16 protein-coding genes are annotated in these 13,924 nt (G+C 64.4%); 12 read left to right on the top strand and 4 right to left on the bottom strand.

The features are described 5' to 3' along the window. The 4 genes from Q0S16_RS05845 to Q0S16_RS05830 form a co-directional block, all read left to right on the top strand. A partial coding sequence (locus tag Q0S16_RS05845) for a magnesium transporter (protein ID WP_295846026.1) occupies window positions 1-369 on the top strand: 369 nt, incomplete at its 5' end. Between the two features lie 54 nt (window positions 370-423). Continuing rightward, window positions 424-729, top strand: a complete 306-nt coding sequence (locus Q0S16_RS05840; protein ID WP_295846025.1) for a helix-turn-helix domain-containing protein — start codon at window positions 424-426, stop codon at window positions 727-729. Window positions 730-803: 74 nt separating this feature from the next. After that, a complete protein-coding gene (locus tag Q0S16_RS05835; protein ID WP_295846024.1) occupies window positions 804-1,622 on the top strand; it encodes an aldo/keto reductase in 819 nt (272 codons plus the stop codon). Between the two features lie 85 nt (window positions 1,623-1,707). After that, on the top strand, window positions 1,708-2,511 hold the full coding sequence (locus Q0S16_RS05830) for a YdcF family protein (protein ID WP_295846022.1): 804 nt from the start codon (window positions 1,708-1,710) through the stop codon (window positions 2,509-2,511). 6 nt (window positions 2,512-2,517) lie between these two features. Here the strand turns inward: Q0S16_RS05830 and Q0S16_RS05825 are convergent, their stop codons facing one another. Beyond that, a complete protein-coding gene (locus Q0S16_RS05825; RefSeq protein ID WP_295846020.1) occupies window positions 2,518-2,790 on the bottom strand; it encodes a DUF3253 domain-containing protein in 273 nt (90 codons plus the stop codon). Window positions 2,791-2,897: 107 nt separating this feature from the next. Here Q0S16_RS05825 and Q0S16_RS05820 point away from each other — a divergent pair, with 107 nt between their 5' ends. Continuing rightward, window positions 2,898-3,761, top strand: coding sequence for a hypothetical protein (locus Q0S16_RS05820; protein ID WP_295846018.1), 864 nt, complete (start codon window positions 2,898-2,900; stop codon window positions 3,759-3,761). Here the strand turns inward: Q0S16_RS05820 and Q0S16_RS05815 are convergent. Then, window positions 3,736-4,452 carry a DUF599 family protein gene (locus tag Q0S16_RS05815; RefSeq protein ID WP_295846028.1) on the bottom strand — a complete coding sequence of 239 codons (717 nt, stop codon included), beginning with the start codon at window positions 4,450-4,452 and terminating at the stop codon, window positions 3,736-3,738. The genes Q0S16_RS05820 and Q0S16_RS05815 overlap by 26 nt on opposite strands. A 124-nt stretch (window positions 4,453-4,576) precedes the next feature. Here Q0S16_RS05815 and Q0S16_RS05810 point away from each other — a divergent pair, with 124 nt between their 5' ends. From Q0S16_RS05810 to Q0S16_RS05800, 3 genes are all read left to right on the top strand, one after another. Next, window positions 4,577-5,233: a glutathione S-transferase family protein gene (locus tag Q0S16_RS05810; protein ID WP_295846017.1), complete on the top strand. Its 657-nt coding sequence runs from the start codon at window positions 4,577-4,579 to the stop codon at window positions 5,231-5,233. A gap of 84 nt (window positions 5,234-5,317) precedes the next feature. Continuing rightward, window positions 5,318-6,277, top strand: coding sequence for a hypothetical protein (locus Q0S16_RS05805; protein WP_295846016.1), 960 nt, complete (start codon window positions 5,318-5,320; stop codon window positions 6,275-6,277). A gap of 39 nt (window positions 6,278-6,316) precedes the next feature. Further along, entirely contained in the window at window positions 6,317-6,754 is a 438-nt protein-coding gene (locus Q0S16_RS05800) for a DUF1489 domain-containing protein (protein WP_295846015.1), read from the top strand. A 145-nt stretch (window positions 6,755-6,899) separates the two neighbouring features. Here Q0S16_RS05800 and panC read toward each other — a convergent pair whose 3' ends face one another. Further along, window positions 6,900-7,751: a pantoate--beta-alanine ligase gene (gene panC, locus Q0S16_RS05795; RefSeq protein WP_295846014.1), complete on the bottom strand. Its 852-nt coding sequence runs from the start codon at window positions 7,749-7,751 to the stop codon at window positions 6,900-6,902. A gap of 204 nt (window positions 7,752-7,955) precedes the next feature. Between panC and Q0S16_RS05790 the strand changes: the two genes are divergently transcribed. From Q0S16_RS05790 to Q0S16_RS05775, 4 genes are all read left to right on the top strand, one after another. Then, complete coding sequence (locus tag Q0S16_RS05790) at window positions 7,956-8,879, top strand: division plane positioning ATPase MipZ (protein WP_295846012.1); 924 nt, start codon at window positions 7,956-7,958, stop codon at window positions 8,877-8,879. A gap of 306 nt (window positions 8,880-9,185) precedes the next feature. After that, a complete protein-coding gene (locus Q0S16_RS05785) occupies window positions 9,186-10,064 on the top strand; it encodes an alpha/beta fold hydrolase (RefSeq protein WP_295846011.1) in 879 nt (292 codons plus the stop codon). Window positions 10,065-10,135: 71 nt separating this feature from the next. Further along, window positions 10,136-10,861: a VWA domain-containing protein gene (locus Q0S16_RS05780; RefSeq protein ID WP_295846009.1), complete on the top strand. Its 726-nt coding sequence runs from the start codon at window positions 10,136-10,138 to the stop codon at window positions 10,859-10,861. A 44-nt stretch (window positions 10,862-10,905) separates the two neighbouring features. Further along, window positions 10,906-11,637 (top strand): DnaJ domain-containing protein, encoded by a 732-nt coding sequence (locus Q0S16_RS05775; RefSeq protein WP_295846008.1) that lies wholly within the window; start codon window positions 10,906-10,908, stop codon window positions 11,635-11,637. A 221-nt stretch (window positions 11,638-11,858) separates the two neighbouring features. Here the strand turns inward: Q0S16_RS05775 and Q0S16_RS05770 are convergent, their stop codons facing one another. After that, window positions 11,859-13,652 carry a D-alanyl-D-alanine carboxypeptidase gene (locus Q0S16_RS05770; protein ID WP_295846006.1) on the bottom strand — a complete coding sequence of 598 codons (1,794 nt, stop codon included), beginning with the start codon at window positions 13,650-13,652 and terminating at the stop codon, window positions 11,859-11,861. Between the last annotated feature and the right edge of the window lie 272 nt (window positions 13,653-13,924).

Genomic DNA, 13,924 nt, shown 5'->3' with positions numbered 1-13,924 from the left:
GCGGCGACGCAGACCATGACCGTCGCGGTCCGCGCTTTGGCGACGCGCCAGCTCAATCCCAATAATGCGTCGCGCGTGGTGATTCGCGAGGGACTGGTCGGCCTGATCAACGGCATTGCCTTTGCGCTGATTACCGGCGTCGCGGCGGTGGCCTGGTTCAAGATCCCGGCGCTTGGCGTCGTGATCGGGCTGGCCATGCTGGTTAATCTGATCGCGGGCGCACTCGGCGGCATTCTGATCCCGATGGTGCTGGAGCGCGTCAAGGCTGACCCGGCGGTGGCATCGGGCACCTTTGTCACCACCGTCACCGATGTGGTCGGGTTCTTCTCCTTCCTGGGCATTGCGACGTTGTGGTTCGGGCTGAAATAGCATTCATTTACCTCTGGTTAACGACAATGGCCGAGCATTCGTCGTGAGGTGAACATGCGCTTGCGGCTGAAGTCGGACGGACGGATCGTGGAATTGCATGACGGCGGCGCGTTCGCGCTCGCGCCGGAAGCGCCCTTGGCCGCGCGGTCGATCAATCCCATGGTCCGCGACCTGCGACGGCGCGCGCAGCTCACCCAGACCGAATTCGCAGCCCGGCTTGGCGTCCCCGTCGAAACCATCCGCAACTGGGAGCAGGGCAAGTCTACGCCGCGTGGTCCGGCCCGCGCGCTGCTAGCGGTCATTGCGCACGCCCCGGAGACCGTGTTCGCTGCGCTGGCGACGGGCGCGACCGACCTCTGATTGCGTTCTAGCCTCGCGCGGCGGGACCGATATTGCACGATCGTTGCGCCGTCCATTCGATCAGGGAGGCCTTCATGCTAAATGTCGAAGTCAACGGCGCCCGCATTCCGGCGGTTGGGCTCGGGACCTGGGATCTGCGCGGCAATAGCTGCGCGCGCCTTGTGGAGCAGGCGATCCGGCTCGGCTATCGGCACATCGACACCGCGCAGGTCTATGAAAACGAGCGCGAGGTCGGCGAGGGCGTTCGTGCCTCGCACGTCAAGCGCGACGACATTTTTGTCACCACCAAGGTCTGGACCACCCACTTCGCCCCGCGGGACCTCGAACGTTCGGCGAAAGAAAGCCTCGTCCGGCTGCGCATGAGCGAGGTTGATCTGCTGCTGCTGCACTGGCCCAACCCGCATGTGCCGCTGGAAGAGACGCTGGGCGCCCTCGCGCGGGTCAAGCAAATGGGGGTGGCGCGCCACATCGGCGTTTCGAATTTCACGGTGGCGCTGCTGCGACAGGCAGTGGCCGCTTGCCCGGAGCCGCTGATCTGCAATCAGGTCGAGTATCATCCCTATCTCGACCAGTCCAAGCTGCTGGAAGCCTACGCGCGCAGCGGGCTGGCGCTGGTGGCCTACAGCCCGATCGCCAAGGGAACGATCCGGGGTGACGAGGTGCTGGGCAGGATCGGCGCCGCGCACCACAAGACGGCGGCGCAGATCTGCCTGCGCTGGCTGGTGCAGCAGAACGTGGTGGTGATTCCGCGCACCTCCAAGGTCGAGCGGCTGTCGCAGAATATCGAAATTTTCGACTTCGCGCTGTCCGATGCCGAGATGGCGGAGATTCATGGCCTCGCCAAAAAAGACGGGCGGCTAACCAATTTCGGTTTCGCGCCGAAATGGGACTGAGCGCGGCTGTCAACCGGCGTTTCCGCATTGATCTTGCCGATCGGATCGCCCATGCCATGGGCCAATCCGGCCTACGGTATCCCTGATGTTTTTCGCGCTTTCAAAGATCTTCGGGTTCTTTACGACCCCCTCGAATGTGATCGCCGCGGTGTGCGCGATCGGCGCCGTGCTGCTGCTGCTGCGGCGCCAGCGGGCGGGGACGCTGACATTGACCTTTGGCATCCTGCTACTGCTGCTGGCGGGTTATTCGCCCGCCGGAAATGTGTTGCTGCTGACGCTCACGGAACGCTTTCCCGCCTGGCAGTCCGACGGACGTGATCCCGATGGCATCATCATTCTCGGCGGCGCCATCGATTCCGATTTGTCGGCCGCGCGCGACGCGCTGGAGATCAACGGTGCCGCCGAGCGGATCTTCGCGATGCTGGATCTGGCGCGGCGCTATCCCGCCGCCCGGATCGTGTTTACCGGCGGCAGCGGCAACCTGTTGGACAATTCTCGGCCGGAAGCGCCAGTGGCCGGACAATTGTTGCAGCGGTTCGGGATCAGCGCCGATCGCGTCTTGCTGGAAAGCGCGTCGCGCACCACGGATGAGAACGCCATTTTCACGCGCCGGCTGCTGCTGCCGAAACCGGGCGAGCGATGGCTGCTGGTGACATCGGCGTTTCACATGCCCCGGTCGATCGGCGCGTTCCGTGCCGCCGGCTTTGATGTGGAGGCCTATCCGGTGGACTGGCGCAGCCGGGGCTGGATCGACGCCGCTACGCCGTTCGATTCGCTGAGCGGCGGCCTGCGACTTACCGACCTGGCGATGCACGAATGGACCGGACTGGTCAGTTACTGGCTGACCGGGCGCGGCAGCGCGCTGTTTCCGGCCCCGCCAAGGCGCTGAAGGTGCTCAGTCCTGCCGCGGCAGGCCGAGGCGGTAGACACCGCGAAAATCCTGCGGATCGGCGGGCTTGCCCTTGCGGTAGATCACCAGCCGGCCGGCCATCGCCAGCGTGACCGCGACGCGCCGGATCGGCATCAGCAGCGCATGCCAGTCGCCATCCGGCGTGATCGCATGGGCGATCTCAGGCGGGCTGAGCGTGCCGCTGGTGCGGCCAAGGACGTCGAGGATGGAATCTTCGAGCGGAACGGCCGAGGCCGGCGGCGAATCTGGGTTTGACATCGCCATGCCATGCCATGCCGGATCGGTCCCGCCTGCGCAAGCGTGGCGCATGACGCGCCATGTCGATATAATCGCCGGGACGGCGTTCAACATGTCATGTCTGTAGTATGGAATCACGGCTTCTCCTTCGCGTAGCCATCGCCGTTTCGGTGATCGGCCATCTGGCGCTGGCGCTCGGCGTCTATTTCGCCGACGCGCGACCGTTCGACCCATCGGTCACGGAGAATATCGCCGTCGATATCGTGACGCCCGACCAGTTGGCGGCGGTGGCTGTCGAGCAGCCCGATCCCGACCCGACGCCGCCCGAGAAGCCGAAACCGGAATTCCGGCTTCCCGACCTCGACAAGCCGACCAGCGAAATGACATCGCAGGCAGCGGCACAGCAGGCTGCCGCGAAACAGGCGCCTGCGCCGCAACCGTCACAGCAGCAGCCGCCACCGACCCCTGGGCATCCTTCGCTGGAGCCAGCTTCCCAGCCGCCCGCACCGCCGCAACAACAGCCTGCCGCGCAACAGCAGGCCGCGCCGCAGCCGCGGGGCTCTCCGCCGGCAGCAACGTCGCAGGCGGAGACGCCGCCGACCGCGGAACCCGACATCACCGTCAAATACGGCGTCATGCTCGGTCTGCCGGACGGCAATGGCGGATCGACCGCGTTGAGCAAGGCCGATCTGGCGCCGCTGGACATCGTCGCCTTCCGGCGCCACCTGAAAACCTGTTCGAGACTACCAGCCGCGGTGATGCCGAACGACAAGGTGCGGATCGTGCTGCGCGCCTTTCTGTCGCCGGCCGGCCGGCTGGTCACCGAGCCCAATCTGATCGAGGCCAGCGCCTCGGCCAAGGGTCCGCTGCTGATGCAGGCGGCGATGCGGGCGCTGGAAGCGTGCCAGCCTTATGCGATGCTGCCCGCCGACAAGTATAACGAGTGGAAGGTGCTCGATCTCGCCTTCACGCCGCAGGATTTTGCCGGTTGACCGGCGCGTAGCCGGTCGGCGCCATCGCGCGCCAGGCGTTGGAAGCAAACTGCCGCCGCCAGGTCACGATCACCACCGCCGCGGTGGAGACCAAAAACACCCACGGGCTGACGAACCAGCCGAGATAGCCGAGCGCGAAGAAGAATGCGCGCTGGCCGCGGTTGAACTGCCGCGCCGCGGCCCCGAACAGCCGGACCGTGCGCAGCACATGCGCTTCGGCCTCCGGGGTGTCGCGCTGCGAGGCCAGCGGCATCGCGCCGATCAGGATTGCGACATAGTTGAACAACCGGTACGACCACGCGAATTTGAAAAACGCATAGACGAAGATCAGCAGTAGCCCCATGCATTTGATCTCCCACAGCGCCGGCGCGGCGCTGAAGCCGATCGGCAGGTTCTGCAGCATCGGCATCACCTCGTTGGTGGCGCGCAGCAATGCCAGCGAGCCGCCGATCGCGATCAAGGTGGTCGAGGCGAACCAGGCGGTGCCGTTCTGCAGCGAGGTCATGATGTGGGTATCGACGATCCGAGCCTCGCGCTCCAGCAGGCGCCGGATCCAGACTTCGCGGTAGACATTCATCCGCGCCGAAAGGCTGTCGCGCCCATAAGCGGTGTGCTCCAGCGTGATGGCGTAGGTGGTCCATTCCAGGATGAAGAACCCGACCGCAACAACGTCAATCAAGGAATAGTTGATCATGCCACACCTGCAGGAGAGGTTGCCACGTTGCCACGCATGCGGAGTCGCGGCAACCGGGATGCGCGCGGCTTGATTGCACCCGGGCATGCGTGGCACCCTGACGTCGCGCAGGGAGTGCTCGATGTCGTTGACGCTGGTCATTGGTAACAAGAATTATTCGTCGTGGTCGATGCGGCCGTGGATCGCGATGAAAGCGAGTGGCATCGCGTTCGAGGAAGTGATGATTCCGCTTTATACGGGCGCCGCCGACAAGCAGCGGCTTCTCGGTTTCAGCCCCTCCGGGAAGGTGCCAGCGCTGGTCGATGGCGATGTGACGGTTTGGGATTCGCTGGCGATCATCGAATATCTGGCCGAAAAATTCCCCGACACCGGGCTGTGGCCGCAAGACCGCGCCAGTCGCGCGCATGCCCGTGCGATTTCAGCGGAAATGCATTCCGGCTTCATGGCGCTGCGCAACGAATGCGGCATGAATTTGCATCGTCCGGTACGGGCCAAGGTACTATCCGTGGACGCGCAGGCCAACATCACGCGCATCCAGCAGATCTGGTCGGAGTGCCGGATGCGCTACGGCCGCGTCGGGCCCTATCTGTTTGGCCATTTCACCGCGGCGGACGCGATGTACGCGCCGGTGATCCAGCGGTTTCTGGGCTATGCCATCGATGTCACGCCAGAATCGAGGGCATACATGGAGGCGATGCAGGTGCTGCCGGCATTCCGGCAATGGACCGCGGAAGGCCTTGCCGAAACGCTGGTGATCGAACGCCTTGAACAAGACTGATCCGGTCGGGCGTTGCCATAACAACCGCGCATTGCGGGCGCATGGTCGCCATCAATTCAAACTCACAGTAACAGGGACGGTTCGATGAACTGGGCATGGGCATCCGGGCTCGAGCAACTTTGGCGATCACCAGATTTCCCGGTCTGGCTGGCGCTGGGCGGCGCGCTGTTTTTTGGCTTGCTGGCACTGGTTGCGCTGTTGCGCGCTGAAAAATCCGTCGCCAGCGGGGCGCTCGCCGTGATCGCGCTGCTGGCGATCGCGGTGGCCGCGGCGGCGACGATCCGCAGCCTGGAAGCCGGCGGTCAGGGTGGGGCGGCACCGACCGCAATGATGCCGCCGCCGCCGCGGGTCGCCGCGTCTTTGCCGGCGCTGGCTTGTCTTGACGATCTGGCCGGCGACGTCGTGCTGGCGGCCTGCGAAAAGGCATTGTTCGGCTCCGCGGACGCCGTGGCCGCGGCGGTGTCCGCGACCGCCGCGAAACTCGGCTGGCTGACCGCCTACGGCAATGTCGCCGCCGCCAACAAGGCCATGACGTCCGACCTGTTGGTGCTGCGCCACGCGCTGGAGCGGGACCGCTACGGGTTGGTCGCCTATGTGCTGCAGATCCGCGATCGCTGCGATCCCGACGAGTGTGCGGCCTATGCGGCGCTGACCGATCACCGGCAGATTGCCGCCAACATGGACGAGCGAACTTTTGACGGTCTGGTGACCCGTTACGCCGCGGTCTGGAATGCGTCCCCGCCAGTCAGCGGCGCGGGCGGTCTGCTGGTGTCGGTTCCGACCGGCAAGCCGACCACTGCCGATTTTCCCTCGGCGGCGTCGATACCCCCGGTCAACATCATGACTCCGGAGCCGGTGACGCCAGCGCGGCCACCGGCGGCCGCCAACGCCCAGGCGCCGCGTCCCGCGGTGACCGCCGCTCCCGCGACGACGACCGCGCCCACGCCAAAGAAACCCGCCGTGCCTAAAGCGGCCCGTCCACAGGCAGCGGCGCCCTCGGGGCCGGTTCAGCTTGCGCCAATCGCGTCCGACCCCGATAACTGAGCTCTTGTAATTTCCCGCCGCGATGCCGACTTCGGAACCATGGCCTTACATCTGATCAAACTTGCCGTCGGCTGCGAATCCATCAAGGAATTCAAGGGCTGGATCGCGGATCGCATCGCCGCGGCGAAACGGCGGGGTGAACCGCCGCAACACAACCACATTACCCGCATGGTGCCGAAGCGTGACGCCGAGCTGCTCGACGGCGGGTCGCTGTATTGGGTGATCAAGGGTGAGATCGCGGTGCGCGAGAAGCTGCTGGCGATCGAGCCGTTCCGCGACCAGGACGGCATCAACCGCTGTCGGCTGGTGCTGCAGCCCAAGGTGTTCATGGTGTCGCCGCGTCCGCTGCGGCCGTTCCAGGGCTGGCGTTACCTGACCGACAGCGATGCGCCGGCCGATCTCGGCAAGGCCGCGGCCTCTATCGAGGCAATGCCCGAGCCGATGCGCCGCGAACTGCGCGAACTGGGCCTGTTGTAGCGAACATTTATGTTGCCCCGGACGCGACGCAATACGAAGTATTGCCTCGCAGAGCCGCCGTCGCGGGCGACGGCGCTTCGGGCGATCCCGGCTCTGCGCAGCAGCGTTAAGGACGCTGCAGGGCGTCCGGGACACGGGTAGCAACTCACACCCCGATATTGTCGATCAGCCTGGTATTGCCGATGCGGGCCGCGACCAATAGACGGACCGGCCCATCCTTCAGGCTGGTAACCGGCGCCAGCGATTCCGCATGGCGGGCCTCGAAATAATCCACGGCAAAGCCGGCCACGGTGATCAGCGCGGCGCCGTCGGTCATCGCGGCTGTCATGTCGTCGCCAGCGCGCAGCCGTTTCGCCGCCTCCTTCATCGCCCGGTACAATACCGGCGCCGTGGCGCGATCCTCTGGCGACAGATAGACGTTACGTGACGACATGGCGAGGCCGTCGCGTTCGCGCACCGTGGTGGCGCCGGTCACCTTGACGCCGAGATCGAGATCCCGCGCCATCCGGGTAACGACCTTCAGCTGCTGGAAATCCTTCTCCCCGAAGAACGCGAAGTCGGGCCGCGTCTGGGTAAAAAGCTTTCCAACGACGGTCGTGACGCCGCCGAAAAATTGCGGACGGAAACGGTCTTCCAGTCCGGCGGTGGCCGGCCCGCCAGTAAGGATCTGCGTCGCGAAGCCGTCGGGATACATGGTTTTGACGTCGGGATTCCAGATCAGGTCGACGCCGGCGGCGGTAAGTTTGGCGACATCACCCTTCCAGGTACGCGGATAGGAGCCGAAATCCTCGGTCGGGGCGAACTGCGCCGGATTGACGAAGATCGACACGATCACCTTGCCGGCACGGCGCTGCGCCAGCCGGACCAACGAGACGTGGCCGTCATGCAGCGCGCCCATCGTCGGTACCAGCGCGACGGTGGCCTTGCGGGCGCGCAACCCATCCAGCGCTCGGCGCAGGGCAGGGAGCGTGCGGGCAATCATCGGAGGTCGGGGCATCGCAGCTCGATGTTCGGTTAAGGGCAAATCCGGGTCTTGCTTACCAAAGCTGGCGCGGCGATGCCAACTGGCGGGGTTCCGGGACGCCGCGCAATGGCCGGGATTCATCATTAAGCGCGCCGGATCGTAGTGGGCCCCGTCCGGGACAGCATTTCGCTTGACCGCGGCCGCCGCCGATTTGAAGATCAATCAGAGGATCGATCCATGTTGATGCAGACCAGTCGGGGCCAGTCGGGCGCCGCGCATGTCATCGTGCTGGGCAATGAAAAGGGCGGGTCGGGCAAATCGACCACCGCGCTTCACATCGTCGTGGCTTTGCTGAAGGCTGGCCAGCGCGTCGCCACCATCGATCTGGATTGCCGCCAACAGAGTCTCACGCGCTATATCGGCAACCGCCAGGCCTGGGCGCAGCGTTCGGGCGTGGAGTTGGAAGCGCCGTCGCATTGCTGCCTCACGCTCGGCACCGCGATGCAGATCGCCGACAATGAAGCGACCGAGCTCGAGCAGTTCGCCGGTGCCGTCAGCGCCGTGGAGCGGACGCATGATTTCATCGTCATCGATACGCCGGGCACCGACAGCTATCTGATGCGGCTGGCGCATGCGATGGCTGATACGCTGGTAACGCCGATCAATGACAGCTTTCTCGATTTTGATGTGCTTGGGACCGTCGACGCTGCCACCTATTCCGTGACCGGCGAAAGCCATTACGCGCAAATGGTGCGCGCGGCGCGGCGCCAGCGCCGCCAGGTCGACGGCGCCAGCACCGACTGGATCGTGGTGCGCAACCGGCTATCGATGGCCGGCTCGCGCAACAAGATGCTGGTCGCCGGCGTACTCGACCAGCTTTCCCTGCAGCTTGGTTTTCGCGCGGTCGACGGGCTTGCCGAACGGGTGATGTATCGCGAGTTCTTTCCGCGCGGCCTGACGGCGCTCGATGACCTCAATGAGGTGACTCTGGGCCGGCGTCCGAGCATGGGCCATGTCACCGCGCGCGAGGAGGTGACCGAATTGCTCCGCAAGCTGAAATTGCCGCTCGATGAACGCGGCCGGCGTCGCGCCGCCAACCGCGCCGAATGGTTTTCACAGGTCGACAAGCCGCTCGAAGTCCACGACATCCTCGGCGCCTGAGTCGGCTAGCACCGCTACCATCCGATTCCGCCGGGAACGAGCGGTGATTCCAGACGTTGATTTCGGACGCCCAAGCGGGTGACTTTGAAATTCGGTTCTCTTGCGTAAATCGCTTAAATTTCGCCTTATCGGAGTACGGCTTTCTTGAGCAACTGCACAATTAACGGGTGCGGCGCACAATGTTATGGCGGTGAAATCACATTATTTGACCTTTATGTCACCACGCTGTGACATGTATGCTGGACAAGGGCGCGGGACGAATTCGATCTAGAAAACTGCATCCGGCTCCGGCCGACAGGGACGAACATGAAACGCGGAATACTCATCCTGCTTTCGGTTTGCGTGCTCGCCACCGCCGCGTATTTCACCGCGAGCAAGTGGGCGATCCGGCATGAGACGCTGACGTTCTTCGATGCTGCCCGCAATCGTCCGGTCCAGGTCGATGTCGCCGTTCGTCGCGACAAGGAAATGCAGGCCAATGCCGGTATGATTACCCTGCCGGTCGCCGTGCTCAACCATGGCAACACCGTCAAGTTTACCGAGTACTCCTTCCTCGCCAACGTGTTCGCGGCACGCGGCTACATGGCCGTCAGCATCCAGCACGATCTGGATTCCGACGCGCCGCTGGTCACCAAGGTCGGCGAGCTCTATGTCGGCCGTCTGCCGGTCTATCAGCGTGGCGTGGAGAACATCCTGTTCGCGATCAAGCAGTTGAAGTCAATCCAGCCGAATTCCGATTATGACCGTCTGACCATGGTCGGCCATTCCAATGGCGGCGACATCTCGATGTACTTCGCCAAGATGCATCCGGAAGAGGTGAAGAAGGTCGTGACGCTGGATAATCTGCGCGTGCCTTTCATGACCGACGGCAAGTTCAAGATTCTGTCGTTCCGTTCCCAGGATGCCGTCTTCAAGCCCGATCCCGGCGTCGTCCCGGATGACGAGATCTGTGAAAAGGCTGGCATCACGGTGGTCAACACCGGCGCCCAGCATACCGACTTGAGCGATCGTGGTCCCGATACGCTGAAGACAAAAATCCAGGGTCTGCTCGACAAATTCCTTGACGAAGACAGTGATCTGTCGACGGTCGCCGGCAGGCCGAAAATTATCCAGACGCCGTCGCCGCAGAGCAAGGTCGATGTGCCGCAGGGCAAGGTCGCGCAATATACGCCAAGCGTGAACTGAGCCCAAGGGGCACAGATTGACCACACTGGGTACAATCTCCACATAGGGTTCGCATCACATAGCGAGCTTCCATGTCCCGCGATCCCACGATTCCAAAATCGGCCAGCGACACCCTGACGACCAGGCCGTCGGCATCGGCCGATATCGCGGCTTTCGTGGCCAAGGCAAAGGCGATGTCGCCGCCGTCGGCGGGCGGCAAGGGCCGGCTGGTGTTCGCGCTGGATGCCACCATGAGCCGGCAGCCGACCTGGGACATGGCCTGCGCGCTGCAGGCCGACATGTTTCGCGAGGCGGCGGCGGTCGGCAGCCTCGACATCCGGCTGGTGTATTTCCGGGGCATGAGCGAGTGCCGGGCCAGCGGCTGGATCTCCGACACCGCCCAACTGGCCCGATTGATGGGCAAGATCACCTGCCAGGGCGGCCAGACCCAGATCGGCAAGGTGTTGAGCGAAACGCGGCGCGAGGCGGTGGCCTCGGGCGTGCGGGCGCTGGTGTTTGTCGGCGACGCGATGGAAGAACATGTCGATACGCTGTGTGCCAGCGCCGGCGAGCTTGGGCTGCTCAAGGTTCCCGTCTTCATGTTCCAGGAAGGCCACGACCCGGCGGCCGAACAGGCGTTTCGCGAGATCGCCCGGCTGACCGGCGGCGCGTGGTGCCGATTCGATCCGGGCGCTGCCACGCAGTTGCGCGAGCTGCTGCGGGCGGTGGCGGCCTACGCCGCCGGCGGCCGCGACGCCTTGACGCGGTTGTCAAAGACGGCGCCCGGCGCCGCCCTTCTGCTCGGACAGATGACCTGACGTCACGCTTTCGCTTCGCCCTGCGACCGCCTATCTAGTAAATCATGCCTACTTTGATCGCCGGCGCGCTCGCCGTTTTCATTCTCTACACGCTGCTGCAGATGTTGCGGGCGGCCAACCCGGCCATTTTGGCACGCGGCGTCAAGATCGGCGGCGGTATCGTCGCGCTGGCGGTGGCGGCGTTCACCGGCATCAAGGGTGAGCTGGCGGTGGCCATTCCGCTCGGCATCTTCGGTGCCGGCCTGCTCGGTTGGTCGCCGTTCGGCACTTCAGGTTTCAGCAGCATCGGCGGCATGTTCGGGGGCGGCGCTGCGCGCAAGTCGGCAGGCCAGACCTCGGCGGTCCGCTCGCAATATCTCGACATGACGCTGGATCACGACAGCGGCGCGCTGACCGGCCGGATCATCGCTGGCCCTCATGCCGGGCAGTCGCTTGACGCGTTCGACCTGCCTCAGCTCGCCGCGATGATGGCCGGCTTCGATGCCGAGAGTATCGCGCTACTTGAAAGTTATCTGGACCGCCGGTTTCCCGCCTGGCGTCAGGACGCGCAGTTTGACGGGGCAGAGCGGGAGAGCCATGCGACGTCGAGCGGCAAAATGACGGACGAGGAGGCTTATCAGATCCTTGGCCTGCAGCCGGGGGCGAGCCGCGAGGCGATCGGGCAGTCGCACCGATCGCTCATGAAGAAACTGCATCCCGACCAGGGGGGCTCGACGTACCTCGCGGCCAGGGTAAACGAGGCTAAAGACACTCTGCTTCGCACGCATCGCAACTAACTCCGTACGCTATCAACGCTACACAAGCTGCGAGTTTCTCCGGTTCTCTGTGGACGCTGTGTCGCCCGCCGTTGTCCGGCGTGGTCGATCATTCCCTTGCTGTGATGTGTAGCCGGGAAGTCTTGACGAGAGGTTTTCAGGCGCGGGTTTCTTTACCCTGAAACGAGAAATGGCCGGGACAAGGTCCCGGCCATTTCTCGCAGCGCATGAAGGTTGGACGCTTAGTTCTTGATGGTGATGCAGGAAATTTCCGAGCGCTTCAGCGTCTTGCAGACGGCTTCGGCCTGTTCGCGATCGAGTCCGGCAAAGCGGGCGCGGAACAGTTTCTTGTCGCCCTTCGACACCACCGTCTCGGTGAATGGATCAGCCTTGCCGAGCAGGCCGCGCGACTGTTCGCGGGCGGCGTCGAGGCGGAGGCGGGCTTCGCTTTCGCTGTCGAGCGCGCCGACCTGAATGATCCAACCGGTATGGCTGGCGACCGGCTTGATCGCGCCGCCCTGTTGCACCGCCTGCGGTGCCGGCACGGAGCGCGGCGATGGCTCGGCATAGGCCATGGCCTGGTGTTGCGGCGCCACGCTGGAGGCGGGCAGTACACCGAGCAGCCCCTGACCGGTGCCGAAATTGGCCGGCTGTTTTGGCATTTCGGAACGCTGGTAGAGCGAGTTGGAGGCCTGCGGTGCATCAGCACGATCGGGGGCGTCGGTGCGGGAGATCGTGTTAGTGATCGTGGTGGCAGGCTGATCCGAGCCGGCCGAAGCCAGCTTGATCTGTCCGGACTTGACCTGGACGGTCTTCACCCGCACCGGCTTCATTGGCTCCGACGAGCCGGGAATCGCGGAGATGGCGGGGCTTTCGATCACACCGCTGTTGAGCGGACCCGGTTCAGGCTTGCGCGCCGCCGGCAATGCTGCGGCCGCCGATGCGAGCACCGAGCGAGACAGCACCGGGGCGGCCGGGCGAACCGGTGTCTCGATGGGCTCGGCGGCGGCGGCGGCCACCTGAACGGCGCCGTTGACCTGAGTGACCTGCGTGGGGCGCGCCTCGGCGGCGGCCTCGGCGACATCGGCATTGGCCTCCGACGGGTTGCGCTCGGTGATCGCGGCGACGGTGCGGCGGGTCGCGCCCTTCTCGAGATTCTCGGCAAGCAGGCTGCGCATGGTGGCGTCGCGGGCGCCGCCGGAGCGGCCGCCCAACACGACGCCGACCAGATGTCGATTGCCGCGGCGCATCGAGGTGACCAGGTTGAACCCGGAAGCGCGGGTGTAGCCGGTCTTGATGCCGTCGACGCCTTCGACGCTGCCGATCAGACGATTGTGGTTGCGGATGCTGTGGCCACGAAAATTGAATGAGGCGGTGGAGAAGTAGCGGTAATAGCGCGGGAAGCGATCCTGGATGGCGCGGCCGAGGGTGGCCTGGTCACGCGCCGTCGTCACCTGTTCGTCGTTGGGAAGGCCCGAGGCGTTGCGATAGGTGGTCTTGGTCATGCCAAGTGCGCGCGCCTTGCGCGTCATCATCTTGGCGAAGTCGTCTTCATCGCCGCCGATGGCTTCGGCGATCACGACGGCGGCGTCGTTGGCCGAGCGTGTGACGAGGCCCTTGATGGCGTCTTCGACTCTGATGGTCTGGCCCGGGCGCAGGCCGAGCTTGGTCGGTGCCTGTTCGGAAGCGTGCTCGGACACGTCCATTTCGGTGTCGAGGTTCATCCTGTTGGCTTCAAGACGCTCGAACAGCAGATAGAGCGTCATGATCTTGGTCAGCGACGCGGGGTGACGGCTGCCGTCGGGGGCGTTCGAGGTCAGCACCGCGCCGGAATTGCCGTCGACGATGATCGACGAAAATTGCGGGCTGTAGCTCTCGCGCTCAACGTGGGTCCGGTGCTGGCTGACAACGTGGCGATGCCGGTAGCGGCGCGCTTCGGCGCTGTCGCTCGTGATCAGGATCGCCGTCGTGAAGGTAGCCAGCCCGAGAGCGCAAACTCGCAACGTGCGCGAGGAAGCCAAGGTTGTACGAAGCATTTACTTCCCCGTCCCAATTTCTATCTTGATCACCGGTTCGTGAGGCGAAATTGTGCCCAAAGACCCCCGGTGTTTTCCTGTTCGAAGCGCCGATCCGGACAAAACGCGTGGCCCGGTTGGCCGATCAGGTCGCTATTCTAGCTAAGGTGCTGTTCACAAACAGCTTTCCGGCTGTCTGTCGGAAGGCGAACAAGTCAAGGAAAGAGGTTAGGCGGAGCGAGTTTCCAAAAGATTAACGAACCGTTGCGTAACACCCCGGGGTTCTCGCTAAA

Source organism: Tardiphaga sp., from assembly GCF_025356345.1.
Classification (GTDB): domain Bacteria; phylum Pseudomonadota; class Alphaproteobacteria; order Rhizobiales; family Xanthobacteraceae; genus Tardiphaga.
This window is presented reverse-complemented; position numbering and strand designations above follow the sequence as displayed.

Excerpts from the sequence above, each read along its gene's own strand:
- Q0S16_RS05770 (WP_295846006.1), bottom strand. The coding sequence starts at position 13,652 with ATGCTTCGTACAACCTTGGCTTCCTCGCGCACGTTGCGAGTTTGCGCT.
- Q0S16_RS05825 (WP_295846020.1), bottom strand. The coding sequence starts at position 2,790 with ATGTCAAACCCAGATTCGCCGCCGGCCTCGGCCGTTCCGCTCGAAGAT.
- Q0S16_RS05790 (WP_295846012.1), top strand. The coding sequence starts at position 7,956 with ATGTTGATGCAGACCAGTCGGGGCCAGTCGGGCGCCGCGCATGTCATC.
- Q0S16_RS05810 (WP_295846017.1), top strand. The coding sequence starts at position 4,577 with ATGTCGTTGACGCTGGTCATTGGTAACAAGAATTATTCGTCGTGGTCG.
- Q0S16_RS05780 (WP_295846009.1), top strand. The coding sequence starts at position 10,136 with ATGTCCCGCGATCCCACGATTCCAAAATCGGCCAGCGACACCCTGACG.
- Q0S16_RS05840 (WP_295846025.1), top strand. The coding sequence starts at position 424 with ATGCGCTTGCGGCTGAAGTCGGACGGACGGATCGTGGAATTGCATGAC.
- Q0S16_RS05805 (WP_295846016.1), top strand. The coding sequence starts at position 5,318 with ATGAACTGGGCATGGGCATCCGGGCTCGAGCAACTTTGGCGATCACCA.
- Q0S16_RS05830 (WP_295846022.1), top strand. The coding sequence starts at position 1,708 with ATGTTTTTCGCGCTTTCAAAGATCTTCGGGTTCTTTACGACCCCCTCG.
- Q0S16_RS05775 (WP_295846008.1), top strand. The coding sequence starts at position 10,906 with ATGCCTACTTTGATCGCCGGCGCGCTCGCCGTTTTCATTCTCTACACG.
- panC (WP_295846014.1), bottom strand. The coding sequence starts at position 7,751 with ATGCCCCGACCTCCGATGATTGCCCGCACGCTCCCTGCCCTGCGCCGA.
- Q0S16_RS05800 (WP_295846015.1), top strand. The coding sequence starts at position 6,317 with ATGGCCTTACATCTGATCAAACTTGCCGTCGGCTGCGAATCCATCAAG.
- Q0S16_RS05835 (WP_295846024.1), top strand. The coding sequence starts at position 804 with ATGCTAAATGTCGAAGTCAACGGCGCCCGCATTCCGGCGGTTGGGCTC.
- Q0S16_RS05785 (WP_295846011.1), top strand. The coding sequence starts at position 9,186 with ATGAAACGCGGAATACTCATCCTGCTTTCGGTTTGCGTGCTCGCCACC.
- Q0S16_RS05820 (WP_295846018.1), top strand. The coding sequence starts at position 2,898 with ATGGAATCACGGCTTCTCCTTCGCGTAGCCATCGCCGTTTCGGTGATC.